The sequence below is a fragment of the Telluria sp. LT2P34 genome (assembly GCF_059685915.1).
Genome location: NZ_JCASIN010000002.1, coordinates 497087 through 512967 on the forward strand (window position 1 = coordinate 497087; position 15881 = coordinate 512967).

13 protein-coding genes are annotated in these 15881 nt (G+C 66.0%); 8 read left to right on the top strand and 5 right to left on the bottom strand.

The window, feature by feature from the left end:
- Nucleotides 1-15: 15 nt before the first annotated feature.
- The 3 genes from AC56KZ_RS08085 to AC56KZ_RS08095 are packed head-to-tail and all read right to left on the bottom strand — an operon-like array spanning nucleotide 16 to nucleotide 3445.
- Nucleotides 16-450, bottom strand: a complete 435-nt coding sequence (locus tag AC56KZ_RS08085; RefSeq protein ID WP_497161637.1) for a hypothetical protein — start codon at nucleotides 448-450, stop codon at nucleotides 16-18.
- A 32-nt stretch (nucleotides 451-482) separates the two neighbouring features.
- Nucleotides 483-1967: a hypothetical protein gene (locus AC56KZ_RS08090; protein WP_497161638.1), complete on the bottom strand. Its 1485-nt coding sequence runs from the start codon at nucleotides 1965-1967 to the stop codon at nucleotides 483-485.
- Nucleotides 1964-3445, bottom strand: coding sequence for a hypothetical protein (locus AC56KZ_RS08095; RefSeq protein ID WP_497161639.1), 1482 nt, complete (start codon nucleotides 3443-3445; stop codon nucleotides 1964-1966). The genes AC56KZ_RS08090 and AC56KZ_RS08095 overlap by 4 nt, the downstream gene beginning before the upstream one ends.
- 205 nt (nucleotides 3446-3650) lie before the next feature.
- Between AC56KZ_RS08095 and AC56KZ_RS08100 the strand changes: the two genes are divergently transcribed.
- A complete protein-coding gene (locus tag AC56KZ_RS08100; protein ID WP_497161640.1) occupies nucleotides 3651-4706 on the top strand; it encodes a M29 family metallopeptidase in 1056 nt (351 codons plus the stop codon).
- A 175-nt stretch (nucleotides 4707-4881) separates the two neighbouring features.
- The gene (locus AC56KZ_RS08105; RefSeq protein WP_497161641.1) at nucleotides 4882-5298 is read left to right on the top strand and encodes a response regulator; all 417 of its coding nucleotides are present in this window, start codon (nucleotides 4882-4884) and stop codon (nucleotides 5296-5298) included.
- Here AC56KZ_RS08105 and AC56KZ_RS08110 read toward each other — a convergent pair.
- The gene (locus AC56KZ_RS08110; RefSeq protein WP_497161642.1) at nucleotides 5290-6006 is read right to left on the bottom strand and encodes an anti-sigma factor; all 717 of its coding nucleotides are present in this window, start codon (nucleotides 6004-6006) and stop codon (nucleotides 5290-5292) included. The two genes, AC56KZ_RS08105 and AC56KZ_RS08110, sit on opposite strands and share 9 nt — an antisense overlap.
- Nucleotides 6003-6593 carry an RNA polymerase sigma factor gene (locus AC56KZ_RS08115; RefSeq protein ID WP_497161643.1) on the bottom strand — a complete coding sequence of 197 codons (591 nt, stop codon included), beginning with the start codon at nucleotides 6591-6593 and terminating at the stop codon, nucleotides 6003-6005. Before AC56KZ_RS08115 ends, AC56KZ_RS08110 begins: the two co-directional genes overlap by 4 nt.
- 255 nt (nucleotides 6594-6848) lie before the next feature.
- Here AC56KZ_RS08115 and AC56KZ_RS08120 point away from each other — a divergent pair, with 255 nt between their 5' ends.
- The 6 genes from AC56KZ_RS08120 (at nucleotide 6849) to AC56KZ_RS08145 (ending at nucleotide 15849) form a co-directional block, all read left to right on the top strand.
- Complete coding sequence (locus AC56KZ_RS08120; protein ID WP_497161644.1) at nucleotides 6849-8345, top strand: DUF4331 domain-containing protein; 1497 nt, start codon at nucleotides 6849-6851, stop codon at nucleotides 8343-8345.
- A gap of 13 nt (nucleotides 8346-8358) precedes the next feature.
- The gene (locus AC56KZ_RS08125) at nucleotides 8359-8637 is read left to right on the top strand and encodes a hypothetical protein (protein ID WP_497161645.1); all 279 of its coding nucleotides are present in this window, start codon (nucleotides 8359-8361) and stop codon (nucleotides 8635-8637) included.
- 93 nt (nucleotides 8638-8730) lie between these two features.
- The gene (locus tag AC56KZ_RS08130) at nucleotides 8731-9909 is read left to right on the top strand and encodes a tetratricopeptide repeat protein (protein WP_497161646.1); all 1179 of its coding nucleotides are present in this window, start codon (nucleotides 8731-8733) and stop codon (nucleotides 9907-9909) included.
- A complete protein-coding gene (locus tag AC56KZ_RS08135; RefSeq protein WP_497161647.1) occupies nucleotides 9906-11033 on the top strand; it encodes a HupE/UreJ family protein in 1128 nt (375 codons plus the stop codon). Before AC56KZ_RS08130 ends, AC56KZ_RS08135 begins: the two co-directional genes overlap by 4 nt.
- Before the next feature lie 133 nt (nucleotides 11034-11166).
- Nucleotides 11167-13341 (top strand): alpha/beta fold hydrolase, encoded by a 2175-nt coding sequence (locus AC56KZ_RS08140; protein ID WP_497161648.1) that lies wholly within the window; start codon nucleotides 11167-11169, stop codon nucleotides 13339-13341.
- 114 nt (nucleotides 13342-13455) lie between these two features.
- A complete protein-coding gene (locus AC56KZ_RS08145) occupies nucleotides 13456-15849 on the top strand; it encodes a M1 family metallopeptidase (RefSeq protein ID WP_497161649.1) in 2394 nt (797 codons plus the stop codon).
- Nucleotides 15850-15881 lie beyond the last annotated feature (32 nt).

Genomic DNA, 15881 nt, shown 5'->3' on the forward strand with positions numbered 1-15881 from the left:
TCTTTCCAGGTGCAGTTAGCGGCGGCCGATGAACAGGGCCGCAACCAGGCTTACGAGGCCGACGAAGACCAGCGGTCCGGTGACGCCCAGCGTCAGGTATTTGTTCGCGTTGGCGATGGCCAGCGCGGCCGCCGCCGCCAAAAACGCGAGTCCGACGAACAGCATCCAGCCGGCGCTGCCGGCCGTCGACGGCGCCACGCGGCGCACCACCAGGTGGTGGACGAAGGCGTTACGGGCAAAGAAGAACGCGACCAGCAGCACCAGGAAGATGCCGCCGCCGATGAAGACGTCGCGCGTGGAGGTGTCGGTGGCGCGCACCGGCGCGCCCGGGGTGACTTCCATCGTGCTGACCCCGGCGGTGTCGGGCGTCGTCTTCGGCAGCGGGTCGTCGGGCGTGTTCTTGTCCTGGGGGAGCTTGAAGCCCGGGTCGGTCTGGGTGGTGGCTTGCATGGGTGGGTCCTTTTTTATGGTTCAGCTGATTGTTAACTCAGTCGCACCTGCGCGCCTTCGCGCAGGTCGGTCAACTGGTGGCCGAACAGGGTTGTCTTCAGGCGGGCGACTTCATTGCCCGCCTTGTCGTAAATCGGCTGGATGGCGCCGGCGCGGCTGTGCATGGTGCGGGTTTCGTCGTCGACCGTGACGACAGCCTTGCGCGGGCGTATCCAGGCATAGGCGCCGGCCGCGGCGGCGCCGAGCAAGGCCAGCAAGGCCGCCCCGGCCGCGAACAGGGGCCCGCTGCCGTAGTGCACGCGCACGTCCAGCGGCAGCACCGCGGTCGACGCCTGGATCGACGCCGGCGGAGTGAAAATCTCGGGCAGCGGATCGCCCGGGAACAGCGCCGCCATGCGCTCGCGAAAACCCTGCGACAGGGCCAGTTGCTGGTCCGCCAGGTGCAGTTCGATCGCGCCCGGCAGCACATGCGCCGAGCCGGCCGATTGGAAGGCTTCCATCGACCATTTGCCCGGCAGTTGCGCGATCGGCAGCTGCAGGGTGGATGCCAGCGGCACCGGCTTGCCGGGCGCCAGCGCCTTGATGCGGGTCGTGCCCAGCGCGACGGCGCGGTTCTCGCCACCCAGCTTCGAGCGCGCGCTGAGGGTGGCGCTGACGATGGTGTACGGGTACATCGTGTTTTCCAGGTGCCAGGCGATCTTCGCGGTTGGCGAGGTGGCGTCGGGCGCGATGTCGGCGCGCAGCACGCCGTCCGGGGCGATGGCAAAGGACACGCCCGGCGCGTCTTCGACCTTGCGCGGCACCAGGCGCACCGTATCGCGGTCGAGCGGCTTCAGGCGCGCCGGCGGCTCGGTGATGACGCGGTTGACGCTGCCGGACGCCAGCAGCCGGTCGAGCGCCGCTTTTCCCCCGGCGCCCACGGCGAAGGCGTAGATCATCAGGCCGTTCGCGCGGTAGTGCTGGCCCTGCACCGGCATGCGCAGCGGGAAGGCGAGCGCGGTGCGGATGCCTTTGCCGTTGTGGATCAGCTGATAGAACTCGCGGTTGCGCTCGGCCGTGGCCTGGTCGTTGTTCGGGCTGTTGCGGTTGTTCGTCACCAGCCAGACGATGCCGTCGCGGCCACCGAGGGCCTGGCCCATGGCGGCGCTCACCGCCTCGCCGAGGTCGGTGTCGGCCAGCGCCCCGCCGGGTTTGCGCGCAGTGGCGAGGCCGGCCAGCGCCGCCGTCACCTCGGCGCGCGTGTCCTTGCCGACCCTGGTCGAGACCAGGGCGCGCGGCGACGGCGCGTTCGGCTGCGACTGGTTGAAGGCGGCCAGCACCAGCGAGTCCCCGGGCTGGGCGACGGCCAGCGCCAGCTCGGCCACCAGGGGCTTGAAGCTGGAAGCGGGATCGCTGTAGAAGGGCTCCATCCAGCCCGAATTCTGGACCAGGAAGACGTGCGGCGTGGCGGCCCGGGCGAAGGCGCCCCCGCACAGCAGCAACAGGATGGCAAACACGCGCACGCAAACCGCCGTCACGTCAATTCTTCCAGGCGCCAGCCGCGCATTGCGTTCCAGTCGGGGTGGTGCAGCCAGAGGGCGCCGTCGTACACGAAAGGGACGCAGTCGAGCGGACGGGCCAGGCGGGCGACGTCGTCGAGAATGACGTTGCGCTTGCCGATCCATTCGATGGTGGTACGGGGCACCGTGCGCCCGGACAGCGCTTCTTCGGCGCGGCCGGTATAGGCATGAAAGCGCAGCACCAGGCCGCTTGGCTGGCTGCGGTTGTTATTGAAACTGCGCAGCAGCGGCAGCACCAGCGAATCGTCTTCGTGCACGTCTTCCACGTGCTCGGCCGACCACGGTTCGTCGAGCACCGGATGGCCGCGCCGGAACAGCAGGTTGGCGAACCCGAGGCGCGCGCCGTCGATCGGCTGCACTTGCGGGTTGTCGACGCCGAGTTCAAGGAAGGAATAGGCCTGGCCGTCATGGCCGATATGCCACAGGCGGCCGTCGCGGCTCTGGGTCGGGCCGCCGAAGTCGAGCCTCGGTGTCCAGCCCGCCGGCCATGGCCGCCAGCGCGGCGCCTCGCCCGGGCGCCATGCCAGCTGGCCCTGCTCGTGCAGCCAGAACAGGCGGTTGTCGTAGCCGATCGGGCGCATCCAGCCGCGCGTCGGTGCGTCCGCGCATTCGTAGTTTTCGCCGCTGGTAAAGCCGGTATCGGCGTCGAGCAGGTGCAGGCTGCCTTCGATGATGCACAGGCAGCCGACGCGGCGCCGCATCAGCCCCGGGCTCGAGGCGATCTGGCCCGAGACCAGCATTTCGGTGTGGTAGCTCTCGTTGATCGGATTGATCCAGAGCCGCACCAGGCCCGCTTCGGTCGGCACCACGCCGACTTCGCCGCGTGCGGGCTTGGTTGCGGGCAGCCAGCCGTACTGGCTGGCGGTGAAGCGCAACTCGCTGGCGGGATTTTCGGCCGCCATCACATGCCAGAGCTGGGCCAGCGGATCCCAGTATTGCAGCACGCCGCGGCTTGGGGCCAGCGCCAGCAGGCGCTGCTCGGGAAAACCGTAGCTGCTGGCCGCAAACACGCAGTGGGCGTTCGGCGGCACCGGCATCGAGAGTTCGGCGCGGCCGATGGCAGGCGCGGCCGGGCGCTCCTCGAGGCTCTCGCCCAGCGCCAGCGAGGTGACCGGCAAGCCGTGCGGCACATGGCGGGGCAGCAGCTGGTCGCCGTACGCGCCCCACCAATCCGGCTGGGGTCGGGTGCGGCCGAGTAGTTTTTCGAGCGGGCGGCCGCAGCGCGGGCAAAAGGCGAAGCCTTCGGGATAGATGCCCGCACAGGCGCAGGACAGGGGCAGCGAGGCGCCGAGCAGGTGGGCACAATCAGGCAGCCGGCCGCGCGCATGCGCCTGCCAGTCGATATGCTGCAGGCCATCGCTGGCCTGCAGGGCAAACTGCCCGCTTGTCTCGTCTTCCAGCCAAACGCTGGTCGGCGTTTCCCATCTATATGCCATCGCGCTCCGCCGTGTGTGAAATATGCATGCCGCCGCCCTGACAGGGGGGGCCTTGCTGTCTAAATCATAACTGCCCCGGGCGCTTTACGTCGCGCCGTTTGCCCGGTAGTGCCAGGCGGCACTGTTGGGCTCGAATTATGGGACTTTACGGGGAACGCCGGTGCATAACCGTATAATGCCGGGTCCCTCCGCACGGTTCCCCATCATGACTTTTGCCCCGCTTGCTCCTGCACTGCCTTCGCCCGACCTGCCGGCGCATGCCATCGATGCCGCGGCCGGCAACCTGCGCAATGTCCTCCAGATCGCCATCGAGCACGCGCCGGGACAGCGGGCGCTGGTGGTGTTCGACGCCCGCACCGGTTTGTCGCGCGCCCTGGTCGAGGCCTATCGGCGCAACCTGCCCGGCGCCGCCTTCCTCGACTTCGACAGCGTGGACCCGGCGGCAGTGCTGGCGCAGTTTCGCGCGCTGGCCGCGGGAGACCTGGTGGTGCTGGTGCAGTCGACCAACTTCCGCCTCGAAGCCTTCCGCATCCGCGTCGAGCTGTTCAAGCTGGGCCTCAAAGTCATCGAACACGTGCACCTGTCGCGCATGCCGGGGCTGCAGGGCGAGCACTACATCGAGGCGCTGGCTTACGACCCGGCTTACTTTCGCGGCGTCGGCCGCGCGCTGAAAAGCCGCATCGACAATGCCCCGCACGCCCGCGTCTGCGGCGGTGGCGAGACCCTCGTCTTTGCCTCTCCCCTGGAGCCGGCCAAGCTCAACATCGGCGACTACAGCGACATGAACAACGTCGGCGGCCAGTTCCCGATCGGCGAAGTGTTCACCGAGGCGCTCGACCTCGAAGCGGTGAACGGCCGCGCCCAGATCCACGTGTTCGGCGACACGGCCTACCTGTCGAACCGGCCCGCTGTTCCCGTGACCATCATCGTCGAACGCGGGCGCGTGGTGGGGACCGAGCATGCGACGCCGGAATTCCAGCGCGTGCTCGACATCATCCGCGCCGACGAGGGCGAGGTCTGGGTGCGCGAACTCGGCTTCGGCATGAACCGGGCCTTTACCCGCGAGCGCCGCGTCGACGACATCGGCACTTACGAACGGATGTGCGGCATTCACCTGTCGCTCGGCGCCAAGCACGGGGTCTATTCGAAACCGGGTTTCAAGCGCAAGGACGCGCGTTATCACATCGACGTGTTCGCAGTGACGGATGCCGTGTATCTGGGCGAGGAACAGGTGTATGCGGATGGCGCCTGGAGCGTGTGAACGGAGCGGTCGCGACATTACTGTTGTTTATATCGCCCGCCAAAACAATCAGCATCGTTTATTTCTGTAAGCAAATGCGATTTGCGTGTCCTTCCGTCGTTCGAGCGCCCATACTGGGTTTCGATGTTAACGAAAGGCAGTTCAAATGCTTCCAAACACATGTGGGAAGCAGCCTTTGCGGGTTCTCCTGGTAGACCGTAGCGCCGAAACGCGCGACCTGTTCGCAACGCTGTTCGTCGCCATGGAATATGAAGTGCGCACCGCCACCTCGGTCGGCGAAGCCTTGTTCCACGCTCCCCTGTTCCGCCCCCATGCCGTGTTCACATCCGTGCTCCTGCCCGATGGCAGCGGCTTCGACCTGTGCATGGCCTTGCGCAAGCTGCCGCAAACGGCCGACGCCCTGATCATCGCCATCACCGGCCACGTGGCGCCGGACTCCGCCCAGTTGTCGCAGGAGGCGGGCTTCGACCAGTACCTGGTCAAGCCGGTCGGGCTCACCACCATCCTCGAGACGATGAAGAACGTGTGGGTTCGCGCAGACAAGAGCGCGGCGATTGCCGCCTTGCCCGCGCGCGGAACGACGTCAGCTTGACCCAGGCAGCTTCACCCAGGCGCCCTTGTAAAGAATCGGGCCGCTCGGTCCGGCCGGATCGGGCGAACCGCCCTTCGGCTCGAGGCTGACCGCCAGCACGGCGACGTCGTCGCCGATGCCGTTTGCCGGCAAGGGCAGCGTCAGCTCGCGGCTGGCGCCGAGTACGCCCAGCGAACGCGGCTTGCCCTGAATGGGAACCGCCCACAGCTGCAGCGCCTGCTCCGGGCTCAAAGCCACATTCGCCACCACCCGCACCGTCATCCGTGCGCGCCCGCGCTCGGCCGTCACCACCAGTGCGGGCCTGGCCTGTTCGTCGGTCAGGCTGGCGACATCGCTGACGGGCGCCGTGTCCGGACGCTGTTGCAGGGTCGTCACCAGCAGCAAGGCGGCCAGGCCGGATGAAGCCAGGCCGAGCGTGCGCCACATGGCCAGCGAACCGTGGCGCCAGAACTGCCAGCCGGGTGCTGCTGCCGGGCGCGCGCCCAGGCGCGCGTCGATCGCGCGCCAGACCCTGGCGGGCGGCTGCACCGCCGGCACCAGCTCGGCCATGGCGCCGATCCGGTCATTCCATTCGCGCACGGTGCGGCGCAGCGCCGCGTCGTCGTGCATCAATCCCTCGAAGCGGCGCCGCGCACGCCCGCGCAGCGTTCCCAGTACATATTCGCCGGCCAGGCGATCGCGCAAGGCCTCGTTGCCACGCAGCTTCATGCGACACCCCGTGCGGAGAGACAAGCCTGCAGGCGCGACAGGCTGCGCCGGATCCAGGTCTTGACCGTACCAAGAGGCAGCGTCAGCTTGTGCGCAACGTCGCTGTGCGACAAGTCGTGGAAGAAGGCCATGCCCAGCACCTGCTGGTGCTTTTCTTCGAGCGCCCCCATGCAATCGGCCAGCGCCTGTGCTTCGCCGCTCATCTGCACCGTGTCGGCGGGCGTCAGCGACAGCGAGCCGAGCGCCTCGAGGGCCTGGTCGTCGAGCGCTTCGGCGTCGTCGGTCGCTTCCGCGCGGTTGCGCCGCAGGACGTCGAAGGCCCGGTTGCGCACGATCGTCGTCATCCAGGTCATCGGCGCCGACAGGGCGCTCTCGTAATCGCCCGCATGGTTCCAGATGGCGACGAAGCTTTCCTGCACCACTTCCTCGGCCAGCTCGCGGCGGCCGAGGATGCGCAGCGCCAGCCCGTAGAGCCTGGGCGAACAGGCATCGTAGAGCGAGCGGAAGGCATTTCGGTCGTGGCGGGCGGCTGCTTGCAGCCAGGCCCGCAGCTGCGCCGGATCGGAGGAAGGTGCTGCGGCGTTCATTCGACGCCCCTGAATACGGTCATGTCCATGGTCCTTTTGATGTCGGGAAGAAAAATAACACAGTGAGGGCAAACGACTGCGAAAAAAATAATGAATCCAGTTGGTCTCGGCTTGCGTATATGACCATGCAGTCCGCTTTTACGTGAAACTTTCCGTTGTTCATTCAATCGCGCGACATGCTTGTCAGATACTCAATATCATCAAATTCGCAGCATAAATACATACAAACCACTGAGCAGTTAACCGGAGAGCAGGATGAGACACTTCAAGAAGAAATCCCCATGGATCGCCGCAGTTTTGGCAGGGTCCGCGCTGTTTGCGATGACCGGCACCGCCAGCGCATCGAGCCACCGCGAAGCGCCGTTTTTGACGAATGCGCCGAAAGTCGACGGTACCGACTTCTACATGTTCCGCAGCTATGCACCAGGACGTGAAGGTTTCGTGACCATGATCGCGAACTACACCCCATTCCAGGACCCACAAGGCGGCCCGAACTTCTATCAGTTCGACCAGAATGCCCTGTACGAAATCCACGTCGACAATAACGGCGACGCCAAGGAAGACATCACCTTCCAGATCCGCTTCAAGAACACCTCGAAGCGCCTCGCCGCGACTGTCGGTGGCCAGCAGGTCCTGATCCCCCTCATCAATAACTCGACCATCAGCGGCGTCAACCCGGCTTCGCTGAATGTGCGCGAAACCTATACCATCGACATGGTCAAGGGCGACCGCCGCAGCGGTACCCGCACCCGCCTGGCCGGTTCCAACGGCGCCACCGAGTTCGACAAGCCAGTCGATAACATCGGCGACAAGACCTTCGGTAGCGCCACCGGCTATGAAACCTATGCCAACGCCCACATCTACGACATCGCCGTGCCAGGTTGCGGCACCGGCCGTGTCTTCGTCGGCCAGCGCAAGGAGCCGTTCTACATTGCAGTCGGCAAGATTTTCGACCTGGTCAACCTGAACCCGCTCGGCGCTGAAGTCGACGGCAACAAGAACGACCTCGAAAACAAGAACATCAGCTCGATCGCGCTGGAACTGCCAGTCGGTTGCCTGGTGGTCGCAGGCGAGCCAGTCATCGGCGGTTACACCACGGCCAGCATGCGTCAGGCCCGCCTGATCCAGCCGACCGCAGGGTCGGGCATCAACAACGCAGTCAAGGAAGGCGGCGCCTGGGCCCAGGTTTCGCGTCTCGGCATGCCGCTGGTGAACGAAGTCATCATCGGCATGGATGACAAGGACCGCTTCAATTCGTCGAAGCCGACTGGCGATGCCCAGTTCGCTGCCTACGTCACCAATCCGGTCCTGCCGGCCATCATCCAGACGCTGTTCCCATCGGCTCGCGCTCCAACGAACTTCCCGCGTACCGACCTGGTCACTGCCTTCCTGAAGGGCATTCCAGGCGTGAACCAGCCGAAGAACGTGGTCGCTTCCGAAATGCTGCGCCTGAACACCAGCATTGCGCCGACCGCGCAGGCTGCGCAGAACCCGATGGGCGTGGCCGCTGGCGACAATGCCGGTTTCCCGAACGGCCGTCGTCCAGCCGATGACGTCACCGACATCGCGCTGCGTGTGTCCATGGGCGCACTGTGCGTGCTGACCGGCGCCACCGACGCACTCGGCGTTGGCTGCAAGCCGGCCGATGCTCCAGCCGGCGGCCTGCCGCTGACCGATGGCGTGCGCAAGAACGCCAGCACCTTCAAGGCGGCCTTCCCTTACCTGAATACGCCGCTGCCAGGCAACCAGTAAGGAGAAAACCATCATGTCCAACCATCTCCACAAACGCGCGCTTCTGACCGCCGCGGCGCTGTGCAGCGTACTCGCACTGAGCGCCTGCGGTGGCAGCAGCAACGACAATGACTCGGGTTCGACGACGCCGCCACCGGTCGGCGGCACGCCGCCTCCGGTCGCTGGTGGTGACACGTTCTTCTCTTACGTGTTGTCGCTCGTGGGCGCCACGCCGGAAAACACCGAGCCAGTCGTCATCGACGCCATTGTCGAGACGAAGCCTGAAAACACCGAGCCTGCTCCGGTAGGCTAAGCTGTAGGTATTGCGCGGGACGGTTCGCCGTCCCGCGTTCCCTGTTGCTGGCGGGACGGTTCGCCGTCCCGCCTTTTTATTATCTGGATTTTCATGGCCTGCAAGAGCATCACCGCATTCATCCTCGCCTGCATCTGCTCCATCGGGAGCGCAAGCGCGGCGCCGTATATTCCCGCCAGCGGCGCTCAGGTACTCGAACGCCTGCCCGGCGGCGCCAGCCCGGTACGGCGCGACCTGCAACGCCTGCGTACTGCCCTGGACGCCAATCCGGGCAACCTGGAACTGGCCACCATGCTGGCCCAGCGTTACATCGAACAAAGCCGCCGCGACGGCGACCCGCGCTACCTCGGCTACGCCCAGGCCGCGCTCGCGCCCTGGTGGTCGCAGCCGCAAGCGCCCGCGCAAGTGGCGGTGCTGCGCGCCACCCTGCGCCAGAGCACCCACCAGTTCGGCGCCGCACTGGCCGACCTCGACAGCGTACTCCAGCGCGACAGCGACAACAGCCAGGCCTGGCTGACGCGCGCGACCGTGCAGCTCGTTACCGGCGACGCTGCCGGCGCCCGCGCCAGTTGCATGCGCCTGCATTCGCGCGCCCCCGAGCTGGTAGTGCAGGCCTGCCTGTCCGGCGTCGGCAGCGTCAGCGGCCAGGCCGCCGACAGTTACGAGCGCCTGCGCCAGTCGTATGCGGCACAGCCCGACGCCGACCCAGGCATCCGCGCCTGGGTTGCGACCCTGCTCGGCGAAATGGCCGCGCGCCTGGGCCGCGCGCCGGCCGCCGAAGCCCATTTTCGCGAAGCGCTCGCCCTCGATCCGGGCGACAGCTACCTGCTGGGCGCCTATGCCGACTTTTTGCTCGACGCCGGCCGTCCAAAGGAGGTCGTGCAGCTTTTAAAGGAGAAGGCGGCCGCCGACGCGCTGCTGCTGCGCTATGCCATCGCCCTGAAAACCGCGGGCATGCCTGATGCGCAACGCGCCATCGCCGAACTGGGCGCGCGCTTCGACGCGGCCAGGCGCCGCCGCGACAGCGTCCACCAGCGCGAAGAAGCGCGCTACGAACTGGCGCTGCGCGGCGACGCGGCCGCCGGCGTACGCCTGGCCAAGCTGAACTGGGCGGTACAGAAGGAACCAGCCGACCTGCGCATCCTGGCCGAAGCGGCCGCCGCCAGCAAGGACCCCGAGGCGCGCGCCCTGGTGCGCGACTGGCTGGCGAAAAGCCGGATCGAGGACGCGACCATCGCCTCCACAGTCGCGCGCATGGGCGGCAAGGCATGATGGTCCGCCTGCTTACCGTGCTGGCCCTGCTGCTGGCCTGGGCCCTGCCTGCGCATGCGCACAAGGCCAGCGACAGTTACCTGACCCTGAACGTCCAGGACGAACGCATCGACGGCCAGTGGGACATCGCGCTGCGCGACCTCGAGATGGCGGTCGGCATCGACACCAATGGCGACGGCGCCCTGACCTGGGACGAGGTGCGTTCGCGCCACGACGCCATCGCCGCGTATGCGCTGGCGCGCCTGAAGCTCGCCAGCGACGGCGATGCCTGCACCCTGCGCGTGGTCGAACAGCTGATCGACAACCACACCGATGGCGCCTATTCGGTGCTGCGCCTGCAAGGCAGCTGCGCCGCGCCGGTGACAAAGCTCGCGGTCGATTACGGCCTGCTGTTCGACATCGACCCCCAGCACAAGGGCCTGCTGCGGCTCACCCATGGCAGCTTCACCAGCGCCGCCATCTTCGCGCCCGACGCCCGCCTGCAAACGCTGGCGGTGGCCGAGCCGGCGCGCTGGCGCCAGTTCGCCGACTACGTGCGCCACGGCGTCTGGCATATCTGGATCGGGTTCGACCATATCCTGTTCCTGCTCTCCCTGCTGCTGCCGGCCGTCCTGATACGCAGCAAAGGACAATGGCAGGGACGCGACACGCTCAAGGCCTCGAGCATCGACGTCCTGAAAATCGTCACCGCGTTCACGCTGGCGCACTCGCTGACCCTGACCCTGGCCGTGCTGGGCGCGCTGTCGCTGCCCTCGCGCCTGGTCGAATCGGCGATCGCCGCCTCGGTCATCCTGGCGGCGCTGAACAACATCTGGCCGCTGGTGCACCGCTGGCGCGCGCTGGTCGCCTTCGTGTTCGGCCTGATCCACGGCTTCGGCTTTGCCAGCGTACTGGCCGACCTCGGGCTGCCGCAGGGCGCGCTGGCGCTGTCGCTGGTCGGCTTCAACGTCGGCGTCGAACTCGGGCAGCTGGCGATCGTCGCCGTCTTCCTGCCGCTCGCGTATTTCTTGCGCCACAGCGGGTTTTATCGGCGGGCGGTGATGACGGGCGGCTCCGTGGTCATTGCGCTGATCGCGCTCGTGTGGCTGGTGGAGCGGGTGTTCGACCTGAAGCTGATGGCATAAGCGTGTGATGGAAGGCAGCGGGCGCAATCGCGCCTGCTGCCTTCCATCGCACCATGGTGCATCCCGTCGCAAACCGCCTGCACGGGCTTGGCTTTAATGCAATCGTATGGTTTTCAACCATACCGGCCGAGCGATGCCCCTATTCCCTTCCCGCACCCTGTTGTCCACGCTTTGCCTTGCGCTGGCATGCGTGTCGACGCCCTTGCCCGCGGCCGCGGCCGCCGGACAGGTTAGCGTCGCGCTTGTCGATGGCCACAAGCTCGAATCGCTCACGATCCGCCATCCAGCGTCGAAAGCCGTGGTGGTATTCGAGAACGGTTCGCGCGCCACCCTCGACGGCTGGGACAAGGTTATCCAAGCCGTAAGCCCGGGCGCGACGGTATTCGCCTATAACCGGCCCGGCTACGCCAACAGCGCTGCGACCACGACAGCGCGCGACGGCGATACGATCGTCGAGGAACTGCGCGCCATGCTCAAGCAAAAAGATCTGGTGCCGCCCTACGTCCTGGTCGGCCATTCGCTGGGCGGCCTGTACATGCAGCTCTTCGCCAGGCGCTATCCCCACGAGGTCAAGGGCCTCGTGCTGGTCGATTCGCTGTACCCGGGCATCGTCAAGAAGCCTGAAGACTTTCCGTTTGCCACGAAAGTTGGAAAATGGCTGTTCTTTTCCGAGACGGTAGCACGCGAAATCGACGCCATCCACGCAACGGGCGAAGCGGTGCTGGCGCTCCCCGGCATCGACCACATGCCGATCATCCGCCTCGTCAACCGGCCACAATCGGCGACTGCGATTCCCGTCGATTTCGGCGCCTTCAACGTCGATGCCAGGACGCGCGCCCTGGTAGGCCAGCTGTATCCAAAAGCGAAAACCATCGTCGCCGATGCGTCGCACCAGATGCAGCTGAGCCACCCGGCGCTGGTCGCCGGCGCGATACGTGACGTGTTGAATAAAACCGCCACCGCCGACGAGATCGCCCGCATCGAGCGCGGCTTGCGCCAGCCGGTCGCGGTCACTGGCCAGCCGGCGACGCGCACGCTGTCCGACGAAATGCGCCGCCTGAACGTGCCGGGCGTGAGCATTGCCGTCATCCGGGGCGGCAAGCTGGCCTGGGCGCAGGGCTTCGGCCTGACCCAGGCCGGCGGCGCGCCCGTCACCGCCGCAACGCTGTTCCAGGCGGCCTCGATCAGCAAACCGGTGACCGCCATGGCCGCGCTGCGCCTGGCCCAGGAAGGCAAGCTCGATCTCGACGCGGACGTCAACACCGTCCTGACTTCCTGGCGCCTGCCCGCTGCCGGCGATGCCAGAGTCAGCCTGCGCCAGCTGCTGTCGCACACGGCTGGTACGGGCGTATCGGGCTTTCCCGGCTATGCGGCCGGCACACCGGTACCGAGCCTGGTGCAGGTGCTCGACGGCGCCGCGCCGGCGAATACCAAAGCGGTGCGTGTCGACGCCGCGCCGGGCGGCGCCTGGCGCTATTCCGGCGGCGGCTACAGCATCGTCCAGCAGGCGCTGATCGACCGAACGCGCCGGCCCTTCGCAGCGCTACTGGCCGACACGGTATTGAAACCGATCGGCATGCAGGACAGCAGCTTCGCCCAGCCGCTGCCGGCGACGCTGCTGGCGCGCGCGGCGCTGCCGCACGACGCCAACGGCAAGCCCTACGCCGGTGGTCCCTACACCTATCCGGAACTGGCCGCCGCCGGGTTATGGACAACGCCGAGCGACCTCGCCCGCTTTGCCATCGACCTGCAGCGCAGCGCCGCCGGCGCCAAGGGCGTGCTGTCGCAGGCAAGCGCGCGCAGCATGCTGCAGGAGGTGAAGAACCGCTACGGCCTGGGGGTCATCCTCGACGGCAGCGACGCCGCGCTCGGCTTCGGCCACGGCGGCAGCAACATGGGCTACCAGAACACGCTGTTCGCCTACGCCGGCGGAAACGGCGACGGCGTGGTCGTCATGACCAATGGCGCCAATGGCGCTGCCCTGGCCGACGCCGTGGTGCGCGCGGTCGCCTTCGAGTACAAGTGGCCGAGCAAGCAGCCCGTGCCGCGCACGGCGGTGGCGCTGACCGGGGCGCAGCAGGAAAAACTCGCCGGACGCTATACCTCGCCCGGGCTCGGCGAGTTCACGATCGCCCGCCGCGAGGGCGCCTTGCTGCTTGCCCTGCGCGCCGATCAATACGAGCCGCTGTACGCGGCCTCGCCGACGGTCTTGTTCATCGCCTCGCGCGAACTTGAACTGCGCATCGACGGCTCCGGCGGGCGGCTGGTGGCCGGCTCCTTCGACGTGCCGTTCACGCGCGTGGAGTAAAAGACGCTGTGGTAAAAACCCATGTATCAGCTTTTTTACAAATCCGGCGGCGGCGCCCCGGAAAGATGCTATTAGAATACTTTCTCCTAATTCATCTATAAAAACAGGGGACCAATGTACCGTTTGCCAATCGCTCTGGCGGGGCTGTGCCTCACCATGTCGGCTTTCGCGGCCGATCCGTTCGACGACAAATTCCGCCAGCTCGACGAGCTTCTGCCGACCGCGACGACCATCCGCACCGCTTCCGGCGCGCCTGGACACGCCTACTGGCAGCAGCGTGCCGATTACACGATCCGCGCCACGCTCGATGAAGCGAGCCGTTCGATCCGCGGCGCCGAGACGGTCACGTATCACAACAATTCCCCGGATACGCTCAATTACCTCTGGCTGCAGCTGGACCAGAACATCTACAAGCCCAATTCGGACGCGCGCATGGCGGCCACCGCGGTCTCGCGCGAAGCCTGGGCCAAGCCGCGCAGCCCGGAAGAAGGCATGAAGTTCGACGCCATGCGCACCACGCTCGAAGGGATCACCTTCGACGGCGGCTTCAACATCACCTCGGTCAAGGCCAACGGACGCAACCTGCCCCACGTCATCAACCGCACGATGATGCGCATCGACCTGCCGCAGCCCCTGAAACCCGGCCAGCGCTACACCTTTGCCATCGAGTGGAACTACAAGATCAACGAGCAGAAGGTGCTGGGCGGGCGTTCGGGCTTTGAAAAGTTCGACGACAAGAACGACCTGTTCGAGATCGCCCAGTGGTTCCCGCGCATGGCGGCCTACTACGACGCCTACGGCTGGCAGCACAAGCAGTTCCTCGGCGCCGGCGAGTTCACGCTCGAATTCGGCGACTACGACGTCGAAATCACGGTGCCGTCCGACCACATCGTGGCCTCGACCGGCGTGCTGCAAAACCCCGGTGCGGTGTTGAGCGCGACCCAGCGCGAGCGCCTGGCGCAAGCGAAGACGGCGAAGAAGCCGGTCATCATCGTCACCCAGGCGGAAGCCGAAGCGGCCGAGAAAAAGCGCGCCACCACCAACAAGACCTGGCACTTCAAGGCCAGGAACGTGCGCGACTTCGCGTTCGCGTCGAGCCGCAAGTTCATCTGGGATGCCCAGGGCATGAAGAGCGGCGACCAGGACGTGATGGCGATGTCCTACTACCCGAAGGAAGGCAATCCGCTGTGGGAGCGCTACTCGACCCAGGCCATCGTCCACACCATCGAGCAGTACAACAAGTATTCCTTCGACTATCCCTACCCGACCTCGATTTCCGTGAACGGCCCGGTCGGCGGCATGGAATACCCGATGATCACCTTCAACGGCCCGCGTCCGACGAAAGACAAAAAGACCGGCGAGCTGACCTATTCGAAGCGCACCAAATACGGCCTGATCGGCGTGATCATCCACGAAGTCGGCCACAACTACTTCCCGATGATCGTCAACTCCGACGAGCGCCAGTGGACCTGGATGGATGAAGGCCTGAACTCCTTCGTCCAGACCCTTGCGCAAGAGGCGTGGGAAGAGAACTGGCCGGAAATGCGCGGCGAGCCGCGCCTGATCACGGACTACATGAAGAGCCGTAACCAGGTGCCGATCATGACCAATTCCGAGTCGCTGCTGCAGTTCGGCGCGAATGCCTATGCCAAGCCGGCCGCCGCCCTGACGGTGCTGCGTGAGACGGTGCTGGGCCGCGAGCTGTTCGACTTCGCCTTCCGCGAGTATTCGCAGCGCTGGAAGTTCAAGCGCCCGACCCCGGCCGACTTCTTCCGCACCATGGAAGACGCTTCCGGCACCGACCTCGACTGGTTCTGGCGCGGCTGGTTCTACACCACCGACGCGGTGGACGTATCCATCGACGGCATCAGCGAGTACACGGTCAGTTCGCAGAATCCGGAAGTCGAAAAGGCCTGGAAGCGCAAGCTGAAGGATGCCGAGCCGATCTCGCTGACCGACCAGCGCAACAAGGGCATGCCGCGCCGCGTCGATGCGCATCCCGAGCTGAAGGATTTCTATAACCAGAACGACGACTTCACGGTCACCAATGCCGACCGCAACAAGTTCGCCGAAACCCAGGAAAAGCTGGAAGACTGGGAAAAAGCGCTGCTGGCTTCGGGCAAGCACCTGTACCTGGTCGACTTCACCAACATCGGCGGGCTGGTGACGCCGCTGGTACTCGAGGTCACGCTCCAGAGTGGCAAGAAATACATCGAGCGCATCCCTGCCGAAGTGTGGCGCTACTCGCCGAAGAAGATCACCAAGCTGATCGTCACCGACGAGCCGCTGACCTCCCTGACGCAAGACCCGTATTGGGAAACGGCCGACATCGACCAGAACAACAACGCCTGGCCGCGCAAGCTGACCCCATCGCGCCTGGAACTGTTCAAGACCGATCGTGGCGGCAACGACATGATGAAGGACTTCAATACCAAGCTCAAGACCAAGGACGAGAAGGCGGCGACCGAGGAAGCGAAGAAGGAAACCGTACCGGTGGTGCCGAACTAATTATCGGCCCCGCATCCGTTTTCAACCGGCGG